Consider the following 14,138-nt stretch of genomic DNA (forward strand, 5'->3'; position numbering starts at 1 on the left):
GTTGTTTGTAGGTTTTTAGTTAAGCTTTTTCCTTTTTAGAACGACTACCGTTTAATTTATAGGTGTAACTTAAAATAACATAACGACCTAAACTCTCAGAAGTAGTTTCTTCAAAGAAATTGGTGGTGCTATTTCTATAAATATCTACATTTTTATCTAGTAAATCAATAAGTACTAATTTAACAATACTATTCTTTTTTTTTTTTTTTTTTTGAAAAAGCATAAGAAACGGCAGCATTCCAAAGCGGTAGTTTTTGTTTTGAAGCAAATGCATCGTCTGCATATATTATATAATCGAAGTGTGAATTTACATTAAGTTTGTTACTAAAATTGTAATCTGCAGAACCAAAATAGTGCTGCTTGGTATATTCTCGATCAAGATCTTGTTCTATAGAAAATGAGGTATTATTAATGCTATAATCTGCACCAATCTTTAAATCAATTTTATTTTTTCGTGTATTTTCAATGAGTCCGCTAAAAAGATAATCTTTATTTAAATGTAGCAAATATAGAGCTCCTCACAAAATTTGAAAGTTTTGTAATAAAACATGATTTTTGGAGTATTTATTTGAATATTGAACTCCTATTTTTTATTTTAAAGAATCTCTTAAAACGATATCTGTGTCTACTGTTATTGATGTGGTATTAGTAATTTTATTTTCTAATTTATCTATTAAAAGAGTAGCCGATTTTTCTCCTATAATTTCTCCATGCCTACTAATTGTGCTAAGTCTAGGATTAGAATGTCGTGCAAGAATACCATTTGAAAATGCTAAAACGGACAGATCTTTAGGTATTATTTTTCCTTTTTCTTGTGCTATTTTCATTGCAGCAATAGCAACAGATTCGTTTGATGCTATTAAAGAATCAAACGAATAATCAAATAAAGGCTCTACTATTTCTTTATGATTCTTATAGTACATTTCATGTGTTGTAAGAATTAAGGATTCATCCTTTTTAAGATTATTTCTTTTTAAACCAGCTAAGTAGCCTTCGTAACTTGATTTTCCTATACTTAATTCCATGTTTGTTCCAACAAAAGCTATCTTTTTAAATCCCTTACTTTTTAGATAGTTTACAGCGTTTAAGGTGGCCATAAAATCGTTAGTAATTACTTTATCACAATCTATTTCGCTAACAATACGATCAAACATTACTATAGGTATTTCTTTAGCTATGCAAGAGGTTAAATGCTTATAATTTTCGTTTAACAGAGTTTCTTCAGAGACAGATAGAAGAAATCCATCAACAACACCTGTCGATAACATTTCTATAGTTTCTATTTCTTTTTTTAGAGATTCGTTAGATATACAAGTAATAATTTTATAGCCATTTTTTGTTGCTACTGTTTCAATCCCTTTCAAAACTTGAGCAAAAAAGTAGTTTAGCATGTTTGGAATTATTATTCCAATAGTTTTAGTGCTTTGGTTTTTTAGGCTTAATGCATTAAAATTAGGAGTGTAATTTTTCTCTTTAGCGTACGCTTTTATTTTATTTTATTTGCTGTTGCTTCGCTAATTTCCTCACTGTTATTTAGTGCTTTGGATACAGTAGAGATCGAGACATTCAAATAATCTGCAATGTCCTTTAATGTAATTTTTTTCATGTTTGCGAAATAAGTAAACCTTAGCGTTCTAGTTAATAAAGCTTAATATAGAAAATGTTACTCTAAAACAAAAATAGTAAAATTTTAATTCCCTCTATAGCTTTGTTTCCATTTCCATGAGTAATCAAACATTTTATCTAATCGTTTTTTAGTAATCTAACTTAGTTTTTCTTTAGCCAAATTGATTGGAGCATAAAGCTCAGAAACTAAATCAATAAAACGAGAAGAAATAATTGTTTCTAAACCTTGATGTTTTAAAAGATCTTTAAGTATAATAAGAAAACTATTTTAATAAGATTCATGTTCGTGCTTCCTATATAAAAACTTTTTAATAAATATCTTTATCGCAGTAAACGCATTGGTATTCATAGCAATGTTGCGTAATGGGCCAATTTACGTTACCTTGTTGGAACGCACTTTACATAACAAAAAATGAATGTTTAACGTATTCTAACTGTAAATCTAACATTCGATGTAACATGTTTTAAAAGCTAATACGAACAGCTAGTTATGACTAAAATCAGCTTTCATTCTTTTTTTAAATGGTAATTTGCAACAATTGATTGAAAATTAATTTTATGATAAAAAACTTAGTAATAATACTATTTTTAGTAAGCTTAGGAGGCGACTCTAAAACTTCTGTAGAAACCCTCTATTTTGATATTATTCATAAAGACAAAGTAATAGGTAGCCTTAAAGCCACTAAAACAATCAAAGATTCTACAACCTTTTATAAAAGTTCTACAACCATTGAAACTCGCATTATAAAAGAAATTCGCGTCAATTATAAATATGATGTTACATTTAAGAATAATCTATTAGAAACCTCAAATGTAGATATTACTGTAAACGAGAAACCTCACGCTAAAACAGATACTAAAAAGAAAGGAACAGATTATAAAATCGTTAAAAATGAAAATGAAGTAGAAATTGTTAAAGACGCTATTTCTTTTGCGACTGTTCAACTTTATTTTAAAGAACCCAAAAATGTTGATAGCTGTTATTCTGAACAAGATGGAAGTTTCAACACCATTAAGGCTTTAGGAAACCATTCGTACAAAAAAACAAATTCTAAAGGACGAGAGAATATTTACTATTATAAAAAAGGTGCTTTAAAAAATGCAACTATTGATGGCGGATTAATAACATTCGAAATTGTTACTAGAAAACCATAACACATTATGACGTTAGCCATTACTTTATATTTTATTTTAGTATTTGTTTTAATGGGCAAACTATTGTTGTATGGTATACGTCCTACCAAAACCTTAGCTTGGTTGTTGGCAATTTTTACTATTCCCGTAGGCGGTATACTTTTTTATTTTGCACTTGGCAGGAATAGAAAAAAAAATAAATTCTATACGCTAAAAAAAACTGAAGATATTTCAAAATACCTTGATAAAGTTGAAGAATATCATCAAAACGTTGGAAAAGAAAATAACGTTCCTCTTGCCATTCAAAATTATATTAAGCTTGCAAAACTGATTACAAAAAGCTCGAATTTTTTACCAACCATAGGAAACGAGTTAATACCTCTTAAAAATGGTACAGCTACATTTGACGCCATTTTTACGGCTTTAGAAACTGCTGAGAAATTCATTCATATTCAATATTATATTTTTGAAGAAGGAGATTTGGCCGATAAGTTTAAATCCATTTTAATTAGGAAAGCCTCAGAAGGTGTTCAAATTCGTTTGCTTTATGATGCATTAGGAAGCAGAACATTAAGCAAGAAATACATTAATAATCTAAAAGCGAATGGCATAGAAGTTTATGGTTTTTTGCCTATGCGTTTAGGTAGATTACTTTCTTCTATAAATTATAGAAATCATAGAAAAATTGTTATTGTTGATGGGCTTATTGGATTTACTGGAGGCATTAATGTATCTGATAAATATGTCTCTGGCGATCCTGTTTTAGGAAATTGGTACGATACACATTTGCAATTAAAAGGTGCTGTGGTAAATAGTTTACAAGCTGTTTTTGCAATGGATTGGAGTTTTGCAACTAGCACAGACAATTTATTAAATACTAAATATTTTATAAAACACGACTCTTACGGAAAATCTATTGCCCAAGTGGTTTCTGGTGGTCCAGATTCTGATTTTTCTTCAATACTACAACTCTATTTTTCAATTATTAATAGCGCAAAAAAATATGTTTATATTACCAATCCATATATAATTCCTGGAGAAGCATTGAAGCAGGCTTTGCAAGTAGCAGCAATGAGCGGTATAGATGTTAGACTGCTATTATCTGCAAATTCCGATAGTCTTTTGGTAAAATGGACGGTACGTTCAAGCTTTGAAGATTTACTAGAATCCGGAGTCAAAATATACTTATATCCAGATGGATTTTTACATAGTAAAGTAATTGTGTCAGATGATGAACTCACGTCTATAGGAACAGCGAATTTAGACATTAGAAGTTTTGAAGTAAATTACGAAGTCAATGTCTTAGTTTATGACAGCGACATAACTACCAAATTAAAACAAGACTTTTTAAAAGATTGCATAAAAAGTAAACAATTAAACTTTCAACAATTTATAAAAAGACCAAAAACCGAACGATTAAAAGAAGGCATTGCAAAAGTGTTTAGCCCTGTTTTATAATTAACTTACATAAATCATTAGCCATTTATCATTAACCAATTTAAATCACAAAAATGAACATAGGATTAGTACTTTCTGGAGGAGGCGCACGTGGCGCAGCCCACATTGGTGTTATTAAGGCATTAGAAGAGCACAATATTTTTCCAACACATATTGCAGGCGCTAGTGCAGGTGCTATTGTTGGTGCATTATATGCGGCAGGTATAAATTGGACTGAAATGTTGAATTTCTTTAAAACCATTCCACTTTTTCATACAAGTAGATACGCGAGAAACAAACCTGGGTTTTTAAATTCAGTAAACTTTTATGATGACCTTAAAACTTATTTTCCTGATGATAATTTTGAAGCCTTAAAAAAACCAATGTTTATTCCAGCAGCCAATATAATTGATGGTAATTCAAAAATTTTTAGCAAAGGACAACTCATAAAACCTATTATTGCTTCTGCTTCATTTCCTGGCGTTTTTACACCTACTGAAATTAATGGAAAATACTATGTTGATGGTGGCACATTAAACAATTTTCCTGTAGAACCTTTAAAATCCACTTGCGATAAAATTATAGGCGTTTATGTTAATCCTTTAAAAGTTGTGAGTATTAAAGACTTAAAACATTCTTATTCCGTAATTGAACGTGCTTATAAAATTAAAGTTGCAGCTGAATCTATGTCTAAATTCTCAGATTGTGATTTGGTTATAAGTCCTCAAGAACTAGAGAAATATGGCACTTTTGGAATGAATAATATAGATGCTATTTTTGATTTAGGTTATATAGCTACAAAGAAAGCTTTAGAAGAAAAAAAAATATGGTAGATAAGTGCTAAAAATCAAAATGTGCAATCAATAGCTATATTTTTGATACAATTTAAAAGACTGACTTAAATCATTTTATGTAGAAAAACGTTCATCTACTTTTGCATTCTGTATGAATAGCAACAACATCAAACTACCGTTTAGTTTAAATTCTTGGTTTACTTTTAGTGTGGTAATTCTAAGTTGTATTATACTTGGAGTAGTTTCACAATGGATTCTTTTTTCATTGATTAAAATTTCTAATCGAAGAAAGCCAACAGTTTTAAAATCTCAATTGCTCAAGCATTTAAAAGCACCTGCGGTATTTTTATTCCCTATACTTTTTGTTTTTAGTGCACTTCATTTTTCAGATATAAATGCGATATGGCATAAGGTTATTGAAAGCTTAATTATTATTAATTTCTCATGGCTGTTAATTGCATCAATAAATGCTATAGAAGAAATTGTAAAACAAAAATTTACCGTTAACAATACACACTTAGTAAAGGAAAGAAAAGCATTGACGCAATTGCGTTTTATGAAAAATCTTTCGGTAATTATAATCATCACACTTGCCTTAGCTACTATTTTATGGAATATTCCTGCAGTTAGAAAATTAGGAACCACTATACTAACTTCTGCAGGTGTTATAGGGATTATAGCAGGTGTTGCGGCTCAAAAATCAATTTCTAATCTCATTACAGGATTCCAAATTGCATTTTCCCAACCCATAAAAATTGATGATGAAGTAGAAATACAAGGCGAAGTTGGTACGGTTGAAGACATCACACTAACTTATGTGGTTATTAAAACTTGGGATTGGAGACGACTGGTATTACCGCTTAATTACTTTAATGATAACTCATTTATAAATCGAACGTTTAACTCACAAGAATTAATTGGCACGGTGTTTTTTCACGTCGATTATATGTTTCCTGTAAATGAGATAAGACAAAAATTTTTAGAAATTTTACAAAATGATAATTTGTGGGATAAAAACGTTGCCGATTTAGTTGTTACTAAAGCAGATAGAACAACAATGGAATTACGAACTACTTTTAGTGCAAAAAATGCTTCAGACATATGGGATTTACGTTGCAATGTAAGAGAGAAATTGATTGCTTTTATTCAGAAGAATCATGAAAATGGCTTTCCTACAATTAGGTTGAAAGAATTAAGCCAAACTTAAAATAGTTAATCCTAATTACCGTAAATTTAAGGTAATTTACTGACTACTAAAATGATAAGACATAGTACATGAAATTAGATTCTTTAATTAATAATCTGCCAAATTTATTTTACCGTGTAAAGAACGATAAAAATTGGACTGCAGAATATGTTAGTGAAGGCTGTTACAAACTAACAGGCTACAAAAGTGAAGAAGTTCTAAATAAAGATGTTCACTTAGGTCAAATTATTTTGGAAGAAGATCGCAGTATGGTTTGGGATGTTGTTCAAAAAGCAGTGGTTAAAAAAGAAACATTTAATGTGGAATACCGCCTAAAACATAAAAATGGATCTATTAGATATTTTTGGGAGCAAGGTCAAGGTATTTATGACTCAAATGATGCTTTAATTGCTATAGAAGGCTTTATACAAGATATTACAAAGCAAAAAGAAACAGAATACCAGTTAAGAGAAAATAAAGCCAAATACAAGGCCTTATTGGAAGCAATGCCAGACATGTTATTTATTCAAGACTTAAATGGTGTATATACAGATAGTTTTGCACCAAAACCAGAGCAATTGTTTATGTCTCCAGACAAATTTATAGGCAAAAATATGAAGGATGTTTTACCTTCTCATGTTTATAATAGTGTTAAAAAAGGATATGATTTGGCTATTACAAGTGGAGGTGTAGAAGTAGCAGAATATAATGTTACTAATATAGAAGGAGAGCAATTTTTCGAAGCACGAATGGTGCACTTAAACCAACATGGTGTTTTAACTATTGTTAGAGATATTACAGAGAGGAAATTAGCGAAAAGTCAGTTTACAGAAAGTGAACATAGAAATAAGGCTATGTTGCAAGCTATTCCAGATTTTCTATACGTTCTTAATAGGCAAGGTAAATATTTAAGTGCAAATGCACCAGATAACTTAGCACTTCCGGAGCATAGAAAAGATTTGGTTGGTCTTTTTATTCATGATATTCTTCCTAATGAACTTTGTGAAAGAATAATGAAAGCCCTTTATGTTGGTGAACAGACAAAGGAGACTCAGTTTTTAGAATATTCATTCTTAGTTAAAGGGAAGTTACATTATTGTGAAGCAAGAATTGTAGCAAAAGATAATGGTAAGTTTTTAGTGATGGTTCGTGATATTACTGAAAGAAGAGCAATGGATGATATGCTCTATCTTAGAAACAAGGCTTTAGAAGCGGCATCAAGTGGTATTATAATTACAGATGCACAACAACAAGACAATCCTATTATTTATATCAATGAAGCTTTTGTGAAAACTACAGGCTACCAAAGTGCCGACTTTATTGGTAAGAATTGCCGTTTCTTACAAGGCGACGACTTAGACCAAGAAGAAATTAAAATCATGTCTTCTGCAATTAAAAACGGAGATCGCTGTAATGTGGTGTTACGAAATTACAGAAAAGACGGTTCGCTATTTTGGAATGAAGTATCGCTCACGCCTATCTTTAATAAATATAGCGTATTAACTCATTTTATAGGTGTCCATAAAAATGTTACGGCGCGTAAGGAAGAAGAATTCTTTAAAAATGCCATACAAAATGTGATGGATATGATTATTCAACATGAGCCTTTAGAACAAATTGGTGATAAAATAATTGAAACCATTGAAAACGCTATTCCCAATTCAATAGGTTCTATTTTTCTACTGAATAAAGAAAAAACGACACTACATAAACTGTCTGCACCTCATATACCTCTAAATTATAGTAAAAGTATTGAAGGCATTGAAATAGGCGAAAAAGAAGGTTCTTGTGGCACTGCAGTTTTTTTAAAAGAAGAAATTATTGTCTCAGATATAGTCACTAGTCCGTTGTGGGAAAAAAATAAAAAATTAGCATTAGAAAATAATTTAAAAGCCTGTTGGTCTTTCCCTATATTCTCTTCCAATAAAGAAGTCTTGGGCACATTTGCCATATTTTTTAAAGCTATAAGAGCGCCTTTAACTACAGAGACAGACACTATTCATAATATTATACGTACAGCGAGTTTAGCAATAGAGCAACACAATACAAACAATGCTTTAAAACAAAGTACAGATAAACTTGCAGACTATGCTGAAGAGCTTGAAAATGAAGTAGAATTACGTACTAATGAATTAAAACATATTGTTCAAAAATTAACGGAGTCTAATTTAAGTCTCGAAGACCAAATTCACGAAACCAAAATCGCAGAAACCAAAATGCTGCGCAATAAATTTTTGTTAGATAATATCTCTCAAAATTTTCCGAAAGGATTTATAATCGTAATAGATTCTAACATAAGAGTAGAGTTTATGGCTGGTGAAGAATTAGAAGAATTAGGTTTTAGTGATTTGGCAAAAAAGAAACCGACATTAGATGATTTTACCATGGTACCAAAGGATCTTTTGGTTGATTTTGAAGACTATGTAAAACGAACGTTTAAAGGTGAGCATTGTTCTTTTGAAGTCGATTATTTAAACAAAACATTTCTAGTTAATACTACACCTTTGCTAAATAGCATTAATAAAATTGAAAATGTCTTGTTTGTTTATAACAATATCACGCTACAAAAATTAGCAGAACTTAATGTTTTAAATTCCTTAAAAAAAGAAAAAGAACTGAGTGAGTTAAAATCACGTTTTATATCCATGGCATCTCATGAATTTAGAACACCGCTTAGTGCTATTTTATCTTCGGCTATTTTAATAGAAAAATTAAATGCACCAGGCAAAGAAGAGAAAAGAATTAATCATGTATCAAAAATTAGATCCAATGTTAAAAATTTAGTCGTTATACTCAACGACTTTCTGTCGTTAAGTAAACTTCAAGAAGGTAAAGTGATTGCTCAACCTTCGTTTTTTGATTTTATTGCATTTTCTAAATCTGTAATTCAAGATATGGAAGGTATTAAAAAGCGTGGGCAAAAAATTAATATTAAGTGTAAAGAACCTCATATCGAAGTGTATTTAGATTCAAAATTAATGCAGCACATTATTTTCAATTTGTTATCTAATGCATTTAAATATTCAGATGAGAACACAACCATTACTTTTAAGATAGAAACGGTTAAACAGCAATTATTTATAGAAATAACAGATCAAGGTATTGGTATTCCAAAAGAAGAAATAGATAATATGTTTCAACGTTTTTATCGCGCCAATAACACAACTAATATCCAAGGTACTGGTTTAGGATTAAATATTGTAAAAGAATACACAGAACTTATGGAAGGCAGCATAAAGATTAAAAGTGAATTACATATAGGTTCTACTTTTTATGTTACGTTTCCATTAAATTTAAAAAAAGATGAAAAAAATACTATTCATTGAAGACAATAAAGATGTTAGAGAAAATACAGCAGAAATTCTTGAATTAGAACATTACGAAGTTTCTACAGCCGCAAATGGTATTATTGGTGTTGAAAAAGCAATAAACGATATTCCTGATATTATATTATGTGATATTATGATGCCAGAGTTAGATGGTTACGGTGTTTTTAAAAAGTTAAGCACTAATCCTAAAACGGCTAGTATTCCATTTATATTTTTAACAGCAAAATCTGAAAAAGCAGATTTAAGAAAAGGAATGAATCTTGGTGCAGATGATTACTTAACCAAACCTTTTGAAGAAACAGAATTGCTAGAAGCGATAGAGTGTAGAATAAAAAAAAATAATTTTTTAAAGAAAAAATACTCGAAAAACATACAGGGAATTAATGAATTTCTAAACGAAGCTTCAGAATACTTAGATTTAGAAGAACTTTCAAAAGAACGTAATTTTGTAAACTATAAGAACAAGGAACGAATTTATAACGAAGGCAATGCGGCACATCACATGTATTTTATACAAAATGGGAATGTAAAAACGTATAGAACAACAGAATCCGGAAAAGAATTTGTTACAGGGATGTATAGTGCAGGAGATTTTATTGGGCAATTATCCTTGCTTGGCGATTCTGGTATTTATATAGAAACCGCTAGTGTTTTGGAAGAAGCTGAGGTTTGTAGTATTCCTAAAGCAGATTTTACTAAGCTTTTGTTTGAAAACAAAGATGTTTCTAATAAGTTTATTGGAATGATTTCTAATAGTTTAATCCATTTACAGGAACATTTGGTAGATATGGCATTTGCGACTGTAAGACAAAGAACAGCAAAAGCGCTTTTAGAATTAGAAGATAAAGGCATGATGATAAATGAAGATCATGATGGTATTAGTATTCCTAGAGAAGATTTTGCAGGACTTATTGGTACAGCTACAGAAACAGCGATTAGAATGTTAACCGAGTTTAAAAATGAAGGATTAATAGGAGTAAAGCCTAATAGAAAATTGGTGTTGTTAGACAAAGTAGGTTTAAAAAATATTACTGAATTTGGATAATAAAAGTTGGATTTAAAATTCACTTTTAAGTTACATTCCCGTTAATAAAGTAAATAAGGTGTTTTTGCTATTTCTTGTCATAATTATATGTTTTAAAAGCTTACAGTATATAATGGCAGGCAGATTAATAATTTAATTAGATACTTCAAAATTAATACTAATATCATAAGATTAGAATGACCAAGGCAAGTCTGTAAAAAATAAAACAGCTTAAAAAAAGGAGGATTGATGTAGATCATTTTACAAGTTTAATTATCCTATTAATTTAGCGATACAATTAGGAATAATAGTCTTAGTTGTAAAATACAGATGAAGAATAGAGTAGAAGATATAAAGGATAAACGAATTTTATTAAAGTCATTTCAATCCATTAAACAAATTGAAAATGTAATAAAACAAATTTGTAGTTCTAACATTGATGATATTCAGATTTCAGTATTAGGAAAAGTTGAAGATATCAATTTAGATACAAATTTTGCAGATTCATGGACGAAATTAAAATCATACTGTTCAAATAAATTACGTCTAAATTCAAATTTTGGAATGGTTTTCAACCCTGAGATTGGAACATATTTTATAGCAGGATTTTTAGAACCTATGTTTTTACAAGAAATTAATGGCAAAACAATAGGAGCTATGCCTGCTGGTTTTTATGGGATTTTAAGAGGTTTGGGTATAGATAAAGAAAATGTTTCTTATTATTCACAAGCATTAAATAAGGGAGATTTGTTACTTGTAATTAGAGGCGATAAAAGTAAAATAACTAAGCTAAAACCATTTTTGGTTTAATTTTTAGACACAAAAACTTAGATTTTACTTTGATTCAATATTATTAAATTAATAGTGTTTTTAATGTTATTGAGAATATTTTATAACATTTCATAGCAATAAGCTTCATTAATAAGTTCACTTAATTAACTAAACAATTATATAATATTCTAAGTTTTAATTTAACATGCTCAAAATTACTTTAGAGTATTAAGGTGTTAAATAATGTAAATCAGATTGATATATTTTTATAGACTGACCCAAGTCATTCTAAATAGATAAAGGCATCCTTAAATTTGAAATATATAACCACGTATAAAAAATTTCAAAATGAATAGTCTAAAATATTATGAAAGTAAAAATGAATTTAATGTATTTGTAGCAAGTACGTTTTCAGATTTAAAGACATATAAACTCGAAAATAAACAAGCAGCCTTCAATGAATTATTATTTACAGACTTGTACGAAGTAAAACATTACATTATTAAAAGATTAAGTACTGCTTTAACAAAAGGAAATCTACCTCACGGCAAATACAAAGCAGATGATTTTATAGATCAACTTTTTATAGAAGTCTATGATCATTTTGAAGACGTTGAAAATGAAAAACAACTATACCCTTGGTTATTTAAGAAAGCAAATGATTTGTTGGATGATGTTATTACAGAAGAAGAATTTGATGATTCTTTTCTTAAAAATATAGATGATTATACCAAGCCAGAATGGGATGCCATGCAAGAAAATTTTAGCACAGATGCTAACGGTCATTTATTGATGATTGAAGAATTAGACGATATGTCTTATAACCATAACGACTACACTTTAAATCATGTATTTATAGAAGATAACGAAAAAGATTGGATAGAAAAAATAGACAAAGATTTAACAGCAGAGGACATTCAAAATCATATAGCGATGGTATTGTATTATTTACCATTAGAAGTTCGAACTGTTTTTCAATTGTCTATCGTTCAGCATTTAGAATTGGTTGAAATTGCTGAAATAAGAAATATTACAATCGAAGCTGTAAAACTACATTTAGCGACTGCAAAAAAAGCACTTAAAGTCAGTTTTATAAATAGATATCCTTTAAAATAGTAAATCACTTTGTAAGATGAGCTACAAGAATTATTACAAAATATTAGGTGTTAGATAACACATGGAGATTTGCTTGTTAAATTAAATGAAGATCTATCTAAAACACTGATTAAGGAAATACAATGAGTGCATTAATAGTTTGGTTTTAAAATTAAAACAGATGAATGGCAATTTTAATAAAATAATAAATAAAAAAACACCTGTTCTGGTAGATTTCTTCGCAGAATGGTGTGGCCCTTGCAAAGCGCAATCGCCAGTTATTAAAGAGCTAGCACAAGAAGTCGATGGTAAAGTACGTGTTATAAAAATAGATATTGATAAAAACCAGGCAGTTGCACAGCGTTATAATGTTAGAGGCGTGCCAACTTTGGTTTTATTTATAGAAGGTAAGATTGTTTGGCGACAATCTGGTGTACAAAGTAAATCGCAACTTTTAGATGTTATAAAACAGCATACATCTGTATTTGGTTAACTATTAATTTTAAAAAAAAGACATTATGGAATTAGCAATTTATACAACAAACTATGACGTAACAGATACGGTTCAAAATTTTATGAATATCTATTATGCAACACACATGCCATATTTGGCAAGCGACCTTTTAAAGAAAGGATTAACACCAGCTCAAATTTCTGATGCTGTTAGTGTTGCTATTAAAGTGATTAATGCTTCAGGTATTGCTGCTCACAAACATTTTATGCCTGTTTTTAGTAGCTTAAAAGAAGGAATTGTTCAAGATTGTAAACTTTCCGATGTAGGATATGGATTGGTATTGATGAATGCGGATAAAAATTTACAAGCAGTTAGTGAATTTCAAATGAATATTTTAAATAATTTTTTAAAAGTGCATTAAACATACAATTGGCATCAAATTTTTAGAGAGCAGAAAGCTCCTTCAGTATTAACTTTAATTGTTCTTTAGAACTATAATTAGCGCTGAAAGAGCAGTTTTGTTTTTTATTGATATCGTACTCAGAGTTATTTCGATAGAAAAACATCTTCTTAAAATTCATGATAGATTAATAACCTATTACATTTAATGCGTTAATTACAATATGAACACCAGGAGCTAAATAAGCCACTTTTTCAGCGGCTTTCTTTTCAGTTATAGAGCGTACTGTTCCGTTTAATTTTACGAGACCATTGGTGATGTCTACAGAGATGGTATTGGCTTCAATATCTGCTGAACGAATAAATGCTTTAGCTATTTTCTCTTTAATATCAAATGGCTGAGAACTTTCTTTTATAGTAATGGTGTTGTTTATCCATTTTGCACCAGTGATGTTCTCTGCAACACGTTTAGCAGCATCTCTTTGGTAAGCAGAGTTGACTTCTCCAGATAAATTAATCCAACCATCTCGTACTTCAATCGCAATTTTATCTTCTGGTACTGCAATATTCCATTCAAACGCTTTAACAATAGCTTTGCTAATCTCTAAGTCTGTCTTCTGGTATTTTGTTCCATATTTTACTTTGATATCTCCTGCTAAAGCTTTTATACCTTTTACTCGTTTTATTGCGTTCTCTGCAGCTACTTTTTTCTGATAATTATCAAGAACACCTGTTAGCATTACAGTACCATTCTCTACAACGACTCCAATTTGAGTTTCATCTATATTTGGCTGCCATTCAAGCTCCTCTAATATATCTTTTTTAATTTCTGAATCAGTTTTCATGGTCTAATGAATTAATCTATTATTAATTTTATTACTTTCACTAT

The 14,138-nt window shown here is 29.7% G+C and carries 15 protein-coding genes; 10 read left to right on the plus strand and 5 right to left on the minus strand.

Annotation, left to right across the window (positions count from 1 at the left end; genetic code table 11):
• Positions 1 to 19: 19 nt before the first annotated feature.
• The 4 genes from ASC41_RS12015 to ASC41_RS17185 all read right to left on the minus strand — a co-directional run bounded on the left by ASC41_RS12015 (position 20) and on the right by ASC41_RS17185 (position 1,606).
• A complete protein-coding gene (locus ASC41_RS12015; protein ID WP_055436891.1) occupies positions 20 to 223 on the minus strand; it encodes a hypothetical protein in 204 nt (67 codons plus the stop codon).
• A complete protein-coding gene (locus ASC41_RS12020) occupies positions 189 to 506 on the minus strand; it encodes a hypothetical protein (RefSeq protein WP_055436892.1) in 318 nt (105 codons plus the stop codon). Before ASC41_RS12020 ends, ASC41_RS12015 begins: the two co-directional genes overlap by 35 nt.
• 84 nt (positions 507 to 590) lie before the next feature.
• The gene (locus tag ASC41_RS12025) at positions 591 to 1,391 is read right to left on the minus strand and encodes a LacI family DNA-binding transcriptional regulator (RefSeq protein WP_241489663.1); all 801 of its coding nucleotides are present in this window, start codon (positions 1,389 to 1,391) and stop codon (positions 591 to 593) included.
• A gap of 95 nt (positions 1,392 to 1,486) precedes the next feature.
• Positions 1,487 to 1,606 carry a LacI family DNA-binding transcriptional regulator gene (locus tag ASC41_RS17185; RefSeq protein ID WP_241489664.1) on the minus strand — a complete coding sequence of 40 codons (120 nt, stop codon included), beginning with the start codon at positions 1,604 to 1,606 and terminating at the stop codon, positions 1,487 to 1,489.
• A 578-nt stretch (positions 1,607 to 2,184) separates the two neighbouring features.
• On the opposite strand from ASC41_RS17185, the gene ASC41_RS12030 reads away from it, so the two are divergent.
• From ASC41_RS12030 to ASC41_RS12075, 10 genes are all read left to right on the plus strand, one after another.
• Complete coding sequence (locus tag ASC41_RS12030; protein ID WP_055436893.1) at positions 2,185 to 2,781, plus strand: DUF6134 family protein; 597 nt, start codon at positions 2,185 to 2,187, stop codon at positions 2,779 to 2,781.
• Between the two features lie 6 nt (positions 2,782 to 2,787).
• Positions 2,788 to 4,218, plus strand: coding sequence for a cardiolipin synthase (cls, locus tag ASC41_RS12035; protein ID WP_055436894.1), 1,431 nt, complete (start codon positions 2,788 to 2,790; stop codon positions 4,216 to 4,218).
• A gap of 53 nt (positions 4,219 to 4,271) precedes the next feature.
• Positions 4,272 to 5,030 (plus strand): patatin-like phospholipase family protein, encoded by a 759-nt coding sequence (locus tag ASC41_RS12040; RefSeq protein ID WP_055436895.1) that lies wholly within the window; start codon positions 4,272 to 4,274, stop codon positions 5,028 to 5,030.
• A gap of 112 nt (positions 5,031 to 5,142) precedes the next feature.
• Entirely contained in the window at positions 5,143 to 6,198 is a 1,056-nt protein-coding gene (locus tag ASC41_RS12045; protein ID WP_055436896.1) for a mechanosensitive ion channel family protein, read from the plus strand.
• Positions 6,199 to 6,266: 68 nt separating this feature from the next.
• Positions 6,267 to 9,503 (plus strand): PAS domain S-box protein, encoded by a 3,237-nt coding sequence (locus ASC41_RS12050; protein WP_055436897.1) that lies wholly within the window; start codon positions 6,267 to 6,269, stop codon positions 9,501 to 9,503.
• Positions 9,481 to 10,551 carry a response regulator gene (locus ASC41_RS12055; protein WP_055436898.1) on the plus strand — a complete coding sequence of 357 codons (1,071 nt, stop codon included), beginning with the start codon at positions 9,481 to 9,483 and terminating at the stop codon, positions 10,549 to 10,551. The genes ASC41_RS12050 and ASC41_RS12055 overlap by 23 nt, the downstream gene beginning before the upstream one ends.
• 309 nt (positions 10,552 to 10,860) lie before the next feature.
• Positions 10,861 to 11,340 (plus strand): hypothetical protein, encoded by a 480-nt coding sequence (locus ASC41_RS12060; RefSeq protein ID WP_055436899.1) that lies wholly within the window; start codon positions 10,861 to 10,863, stop codon positions 11,338 to 11,340.
• Positions 11,341 to 11,649: 309 nt separating this feature from the next.
• Positions 11,650 to 12,417 carry a sigma-70 RNA polymerase sigma factor region 4 domain-containing protein gene (locus tag ASC41_RS12065; RefSeq protein WP_055436900.1) on the plus strand — a complete coding sequence of 256 codons (768 nt, stop codon included), beginning with the start codon at positions 11,650 to 11,652 and terminating at the stop codon, positions 12,415 to 12,417.
• 160 nt (positions 12,418 to 12,577) lie between these two features.
• A complete protein-coding gene (trxA, locus tag ASC41_RS12070) occupies positions 12,578 to 12,889 on the plus strand; it encodes a thioredoxin (RefSeq protein WP_055436901.1) in 312 nt (103 codons plus the stop codon).
• A gap of 25 nt (positions 12,890 to 12,914) precedes the next feature.
• The gene (locus ASC41_RS12075) at positions 12,915 to 13,271 is read left to right on the plus strand and encodes a hypothetical protein (RefSeq protein ID WP_055436902.1); all 357 of its coding nucleotides are present in this window, start codon (positions 12,915 to 12,917) and stop codon (positions 13,269 to 13,271) included.
• A 166-nt stretch (positions 13,272 to 13,437) separates the two neighbouring features.
• Here the strand turns inward: ASC41_RS12075 and ASC41_RS12080 are convergent, their stop codons facing one another.
• Positions 13,438 to 14,094 (minus strand): BON domain-containing protein, encoded by a 657-nt coding sequence (locus ASC41_RS12080; protein ID WP_055436903.1) that lies wholly within the window; start codon positions 14,092 to 14,094, stop codon positions 13,438 to 13,440.
• Between the last annotated feature and the right edge of the window lie 44 nt (positions 14,095 to 14,138).

This window comes from Lacinutrix algicola (assembly GCF_001418085.1).
GTDB lineage: Bacteria > Bacteroidota > Bacteroidia > Flavobacteriales > Flavobacteriaceae > Lacinutrix > Lacinutrix algicola.

Excerpts from the sequence above, each read along its gene's own strand:
- ASC41_RS12055 (WP_055436898.1), top strand. The coding sequence starts at position 9,481 with ATGAAAAAAATACTATTCATTGAAGACAATAAAGATGTTAGAGAAAAT.
- ASC41_RS12015 (WP_055436891.1), bottom strand. The coding sequence starts at position 223 with ATGCTTTTTCAAAAAAAAAAAAAAAAAAAGAATAGTATTGTTAAATTA.
- ASC41_RS12075 (WP_055436902.1), top strand. The coding sequence starts at position 12,915 with ATGGAATTAGCAATTTATACAACAAACTATGACGTAACAGATACGGTT.
- ASC41_RS12040 (WP_055436895.1), top strand. The coding sequence starts at position 4,272 with ATGAACATAGGATTAGTACTTTCTGGAGGAGGCGCACGTGGCGCAGCC.
- ASC41_RS12030 (WP_055436893.1), top strand. The coding sequence starts at position 2,185 with ATGATAAAAAACTTAGTAATAATACTATTTTTAGTAAGCTTAGGAGGC.
- ASC41_RS17185 (WP_241489664.1), bottom strand. The coding sequence starts at position 1,606 with ATGAAAAAAATTACATTAAAGGACATTGCAGATTATTTGAATGTCTCG.
- ASC41_RS12025 (WP_241489663.1), bottom strand. The coding sequence starts at position 1,391 with ATGCTAAACTACTTTTTTGCTCAAGTTTTGAAAGGGATTGAAACAGTA.
- ASC41_RS12080 (WP_055436903.1), bottom strand. The coding sequence starts at position 14,094 with ATGAAAACTGATTCAGAAATTAAAAAAGATATATTAGAGGAGCTTGAA.
- cls (WP_055436894.1), top strand. The coding sequence starts at position 2,788 with ATGACGTTAGCCATTACTTTATATTTTATTTTAGTATTTGTTTTAATG.
- ASC41_RS12045 (WP_055436896.1), top strand. The coding sequence starts at position 5,143 with ATGAATAGCAACAACATCAAACTACCGTTTAGTTTAAATTCTTGGTTT.
- trxA (WP_055436901.1), top strand. The coding sequence starts at position 12,578 with ATGAATGGCAATTTTAATAAAATAATAAATAAAAAAACACCTGTTCTG.
- ASC41_RS12065 (WP_055436900.1), top strand. The coding sequence starts at position 11,650 with ATGAATAGTCTAAAATATTATGAAAGTAAAAATGAATTTAATGTATTT.
- ASC41_RS12050 (WP_055436897.1), top strand. The coding sequence starts at position 6,267 with ATGAAATTAGATTCTTTAATTAATAATCTGCCAAATTTATTTTACCGT.
- ASC41_RS12060 (WP_055436899.1), top strand. The coding sequence starts at position 10,861 with ATGAAGAATAGAGTAGAAGATATAAAGGATAAACGAATTTTATTAAAG.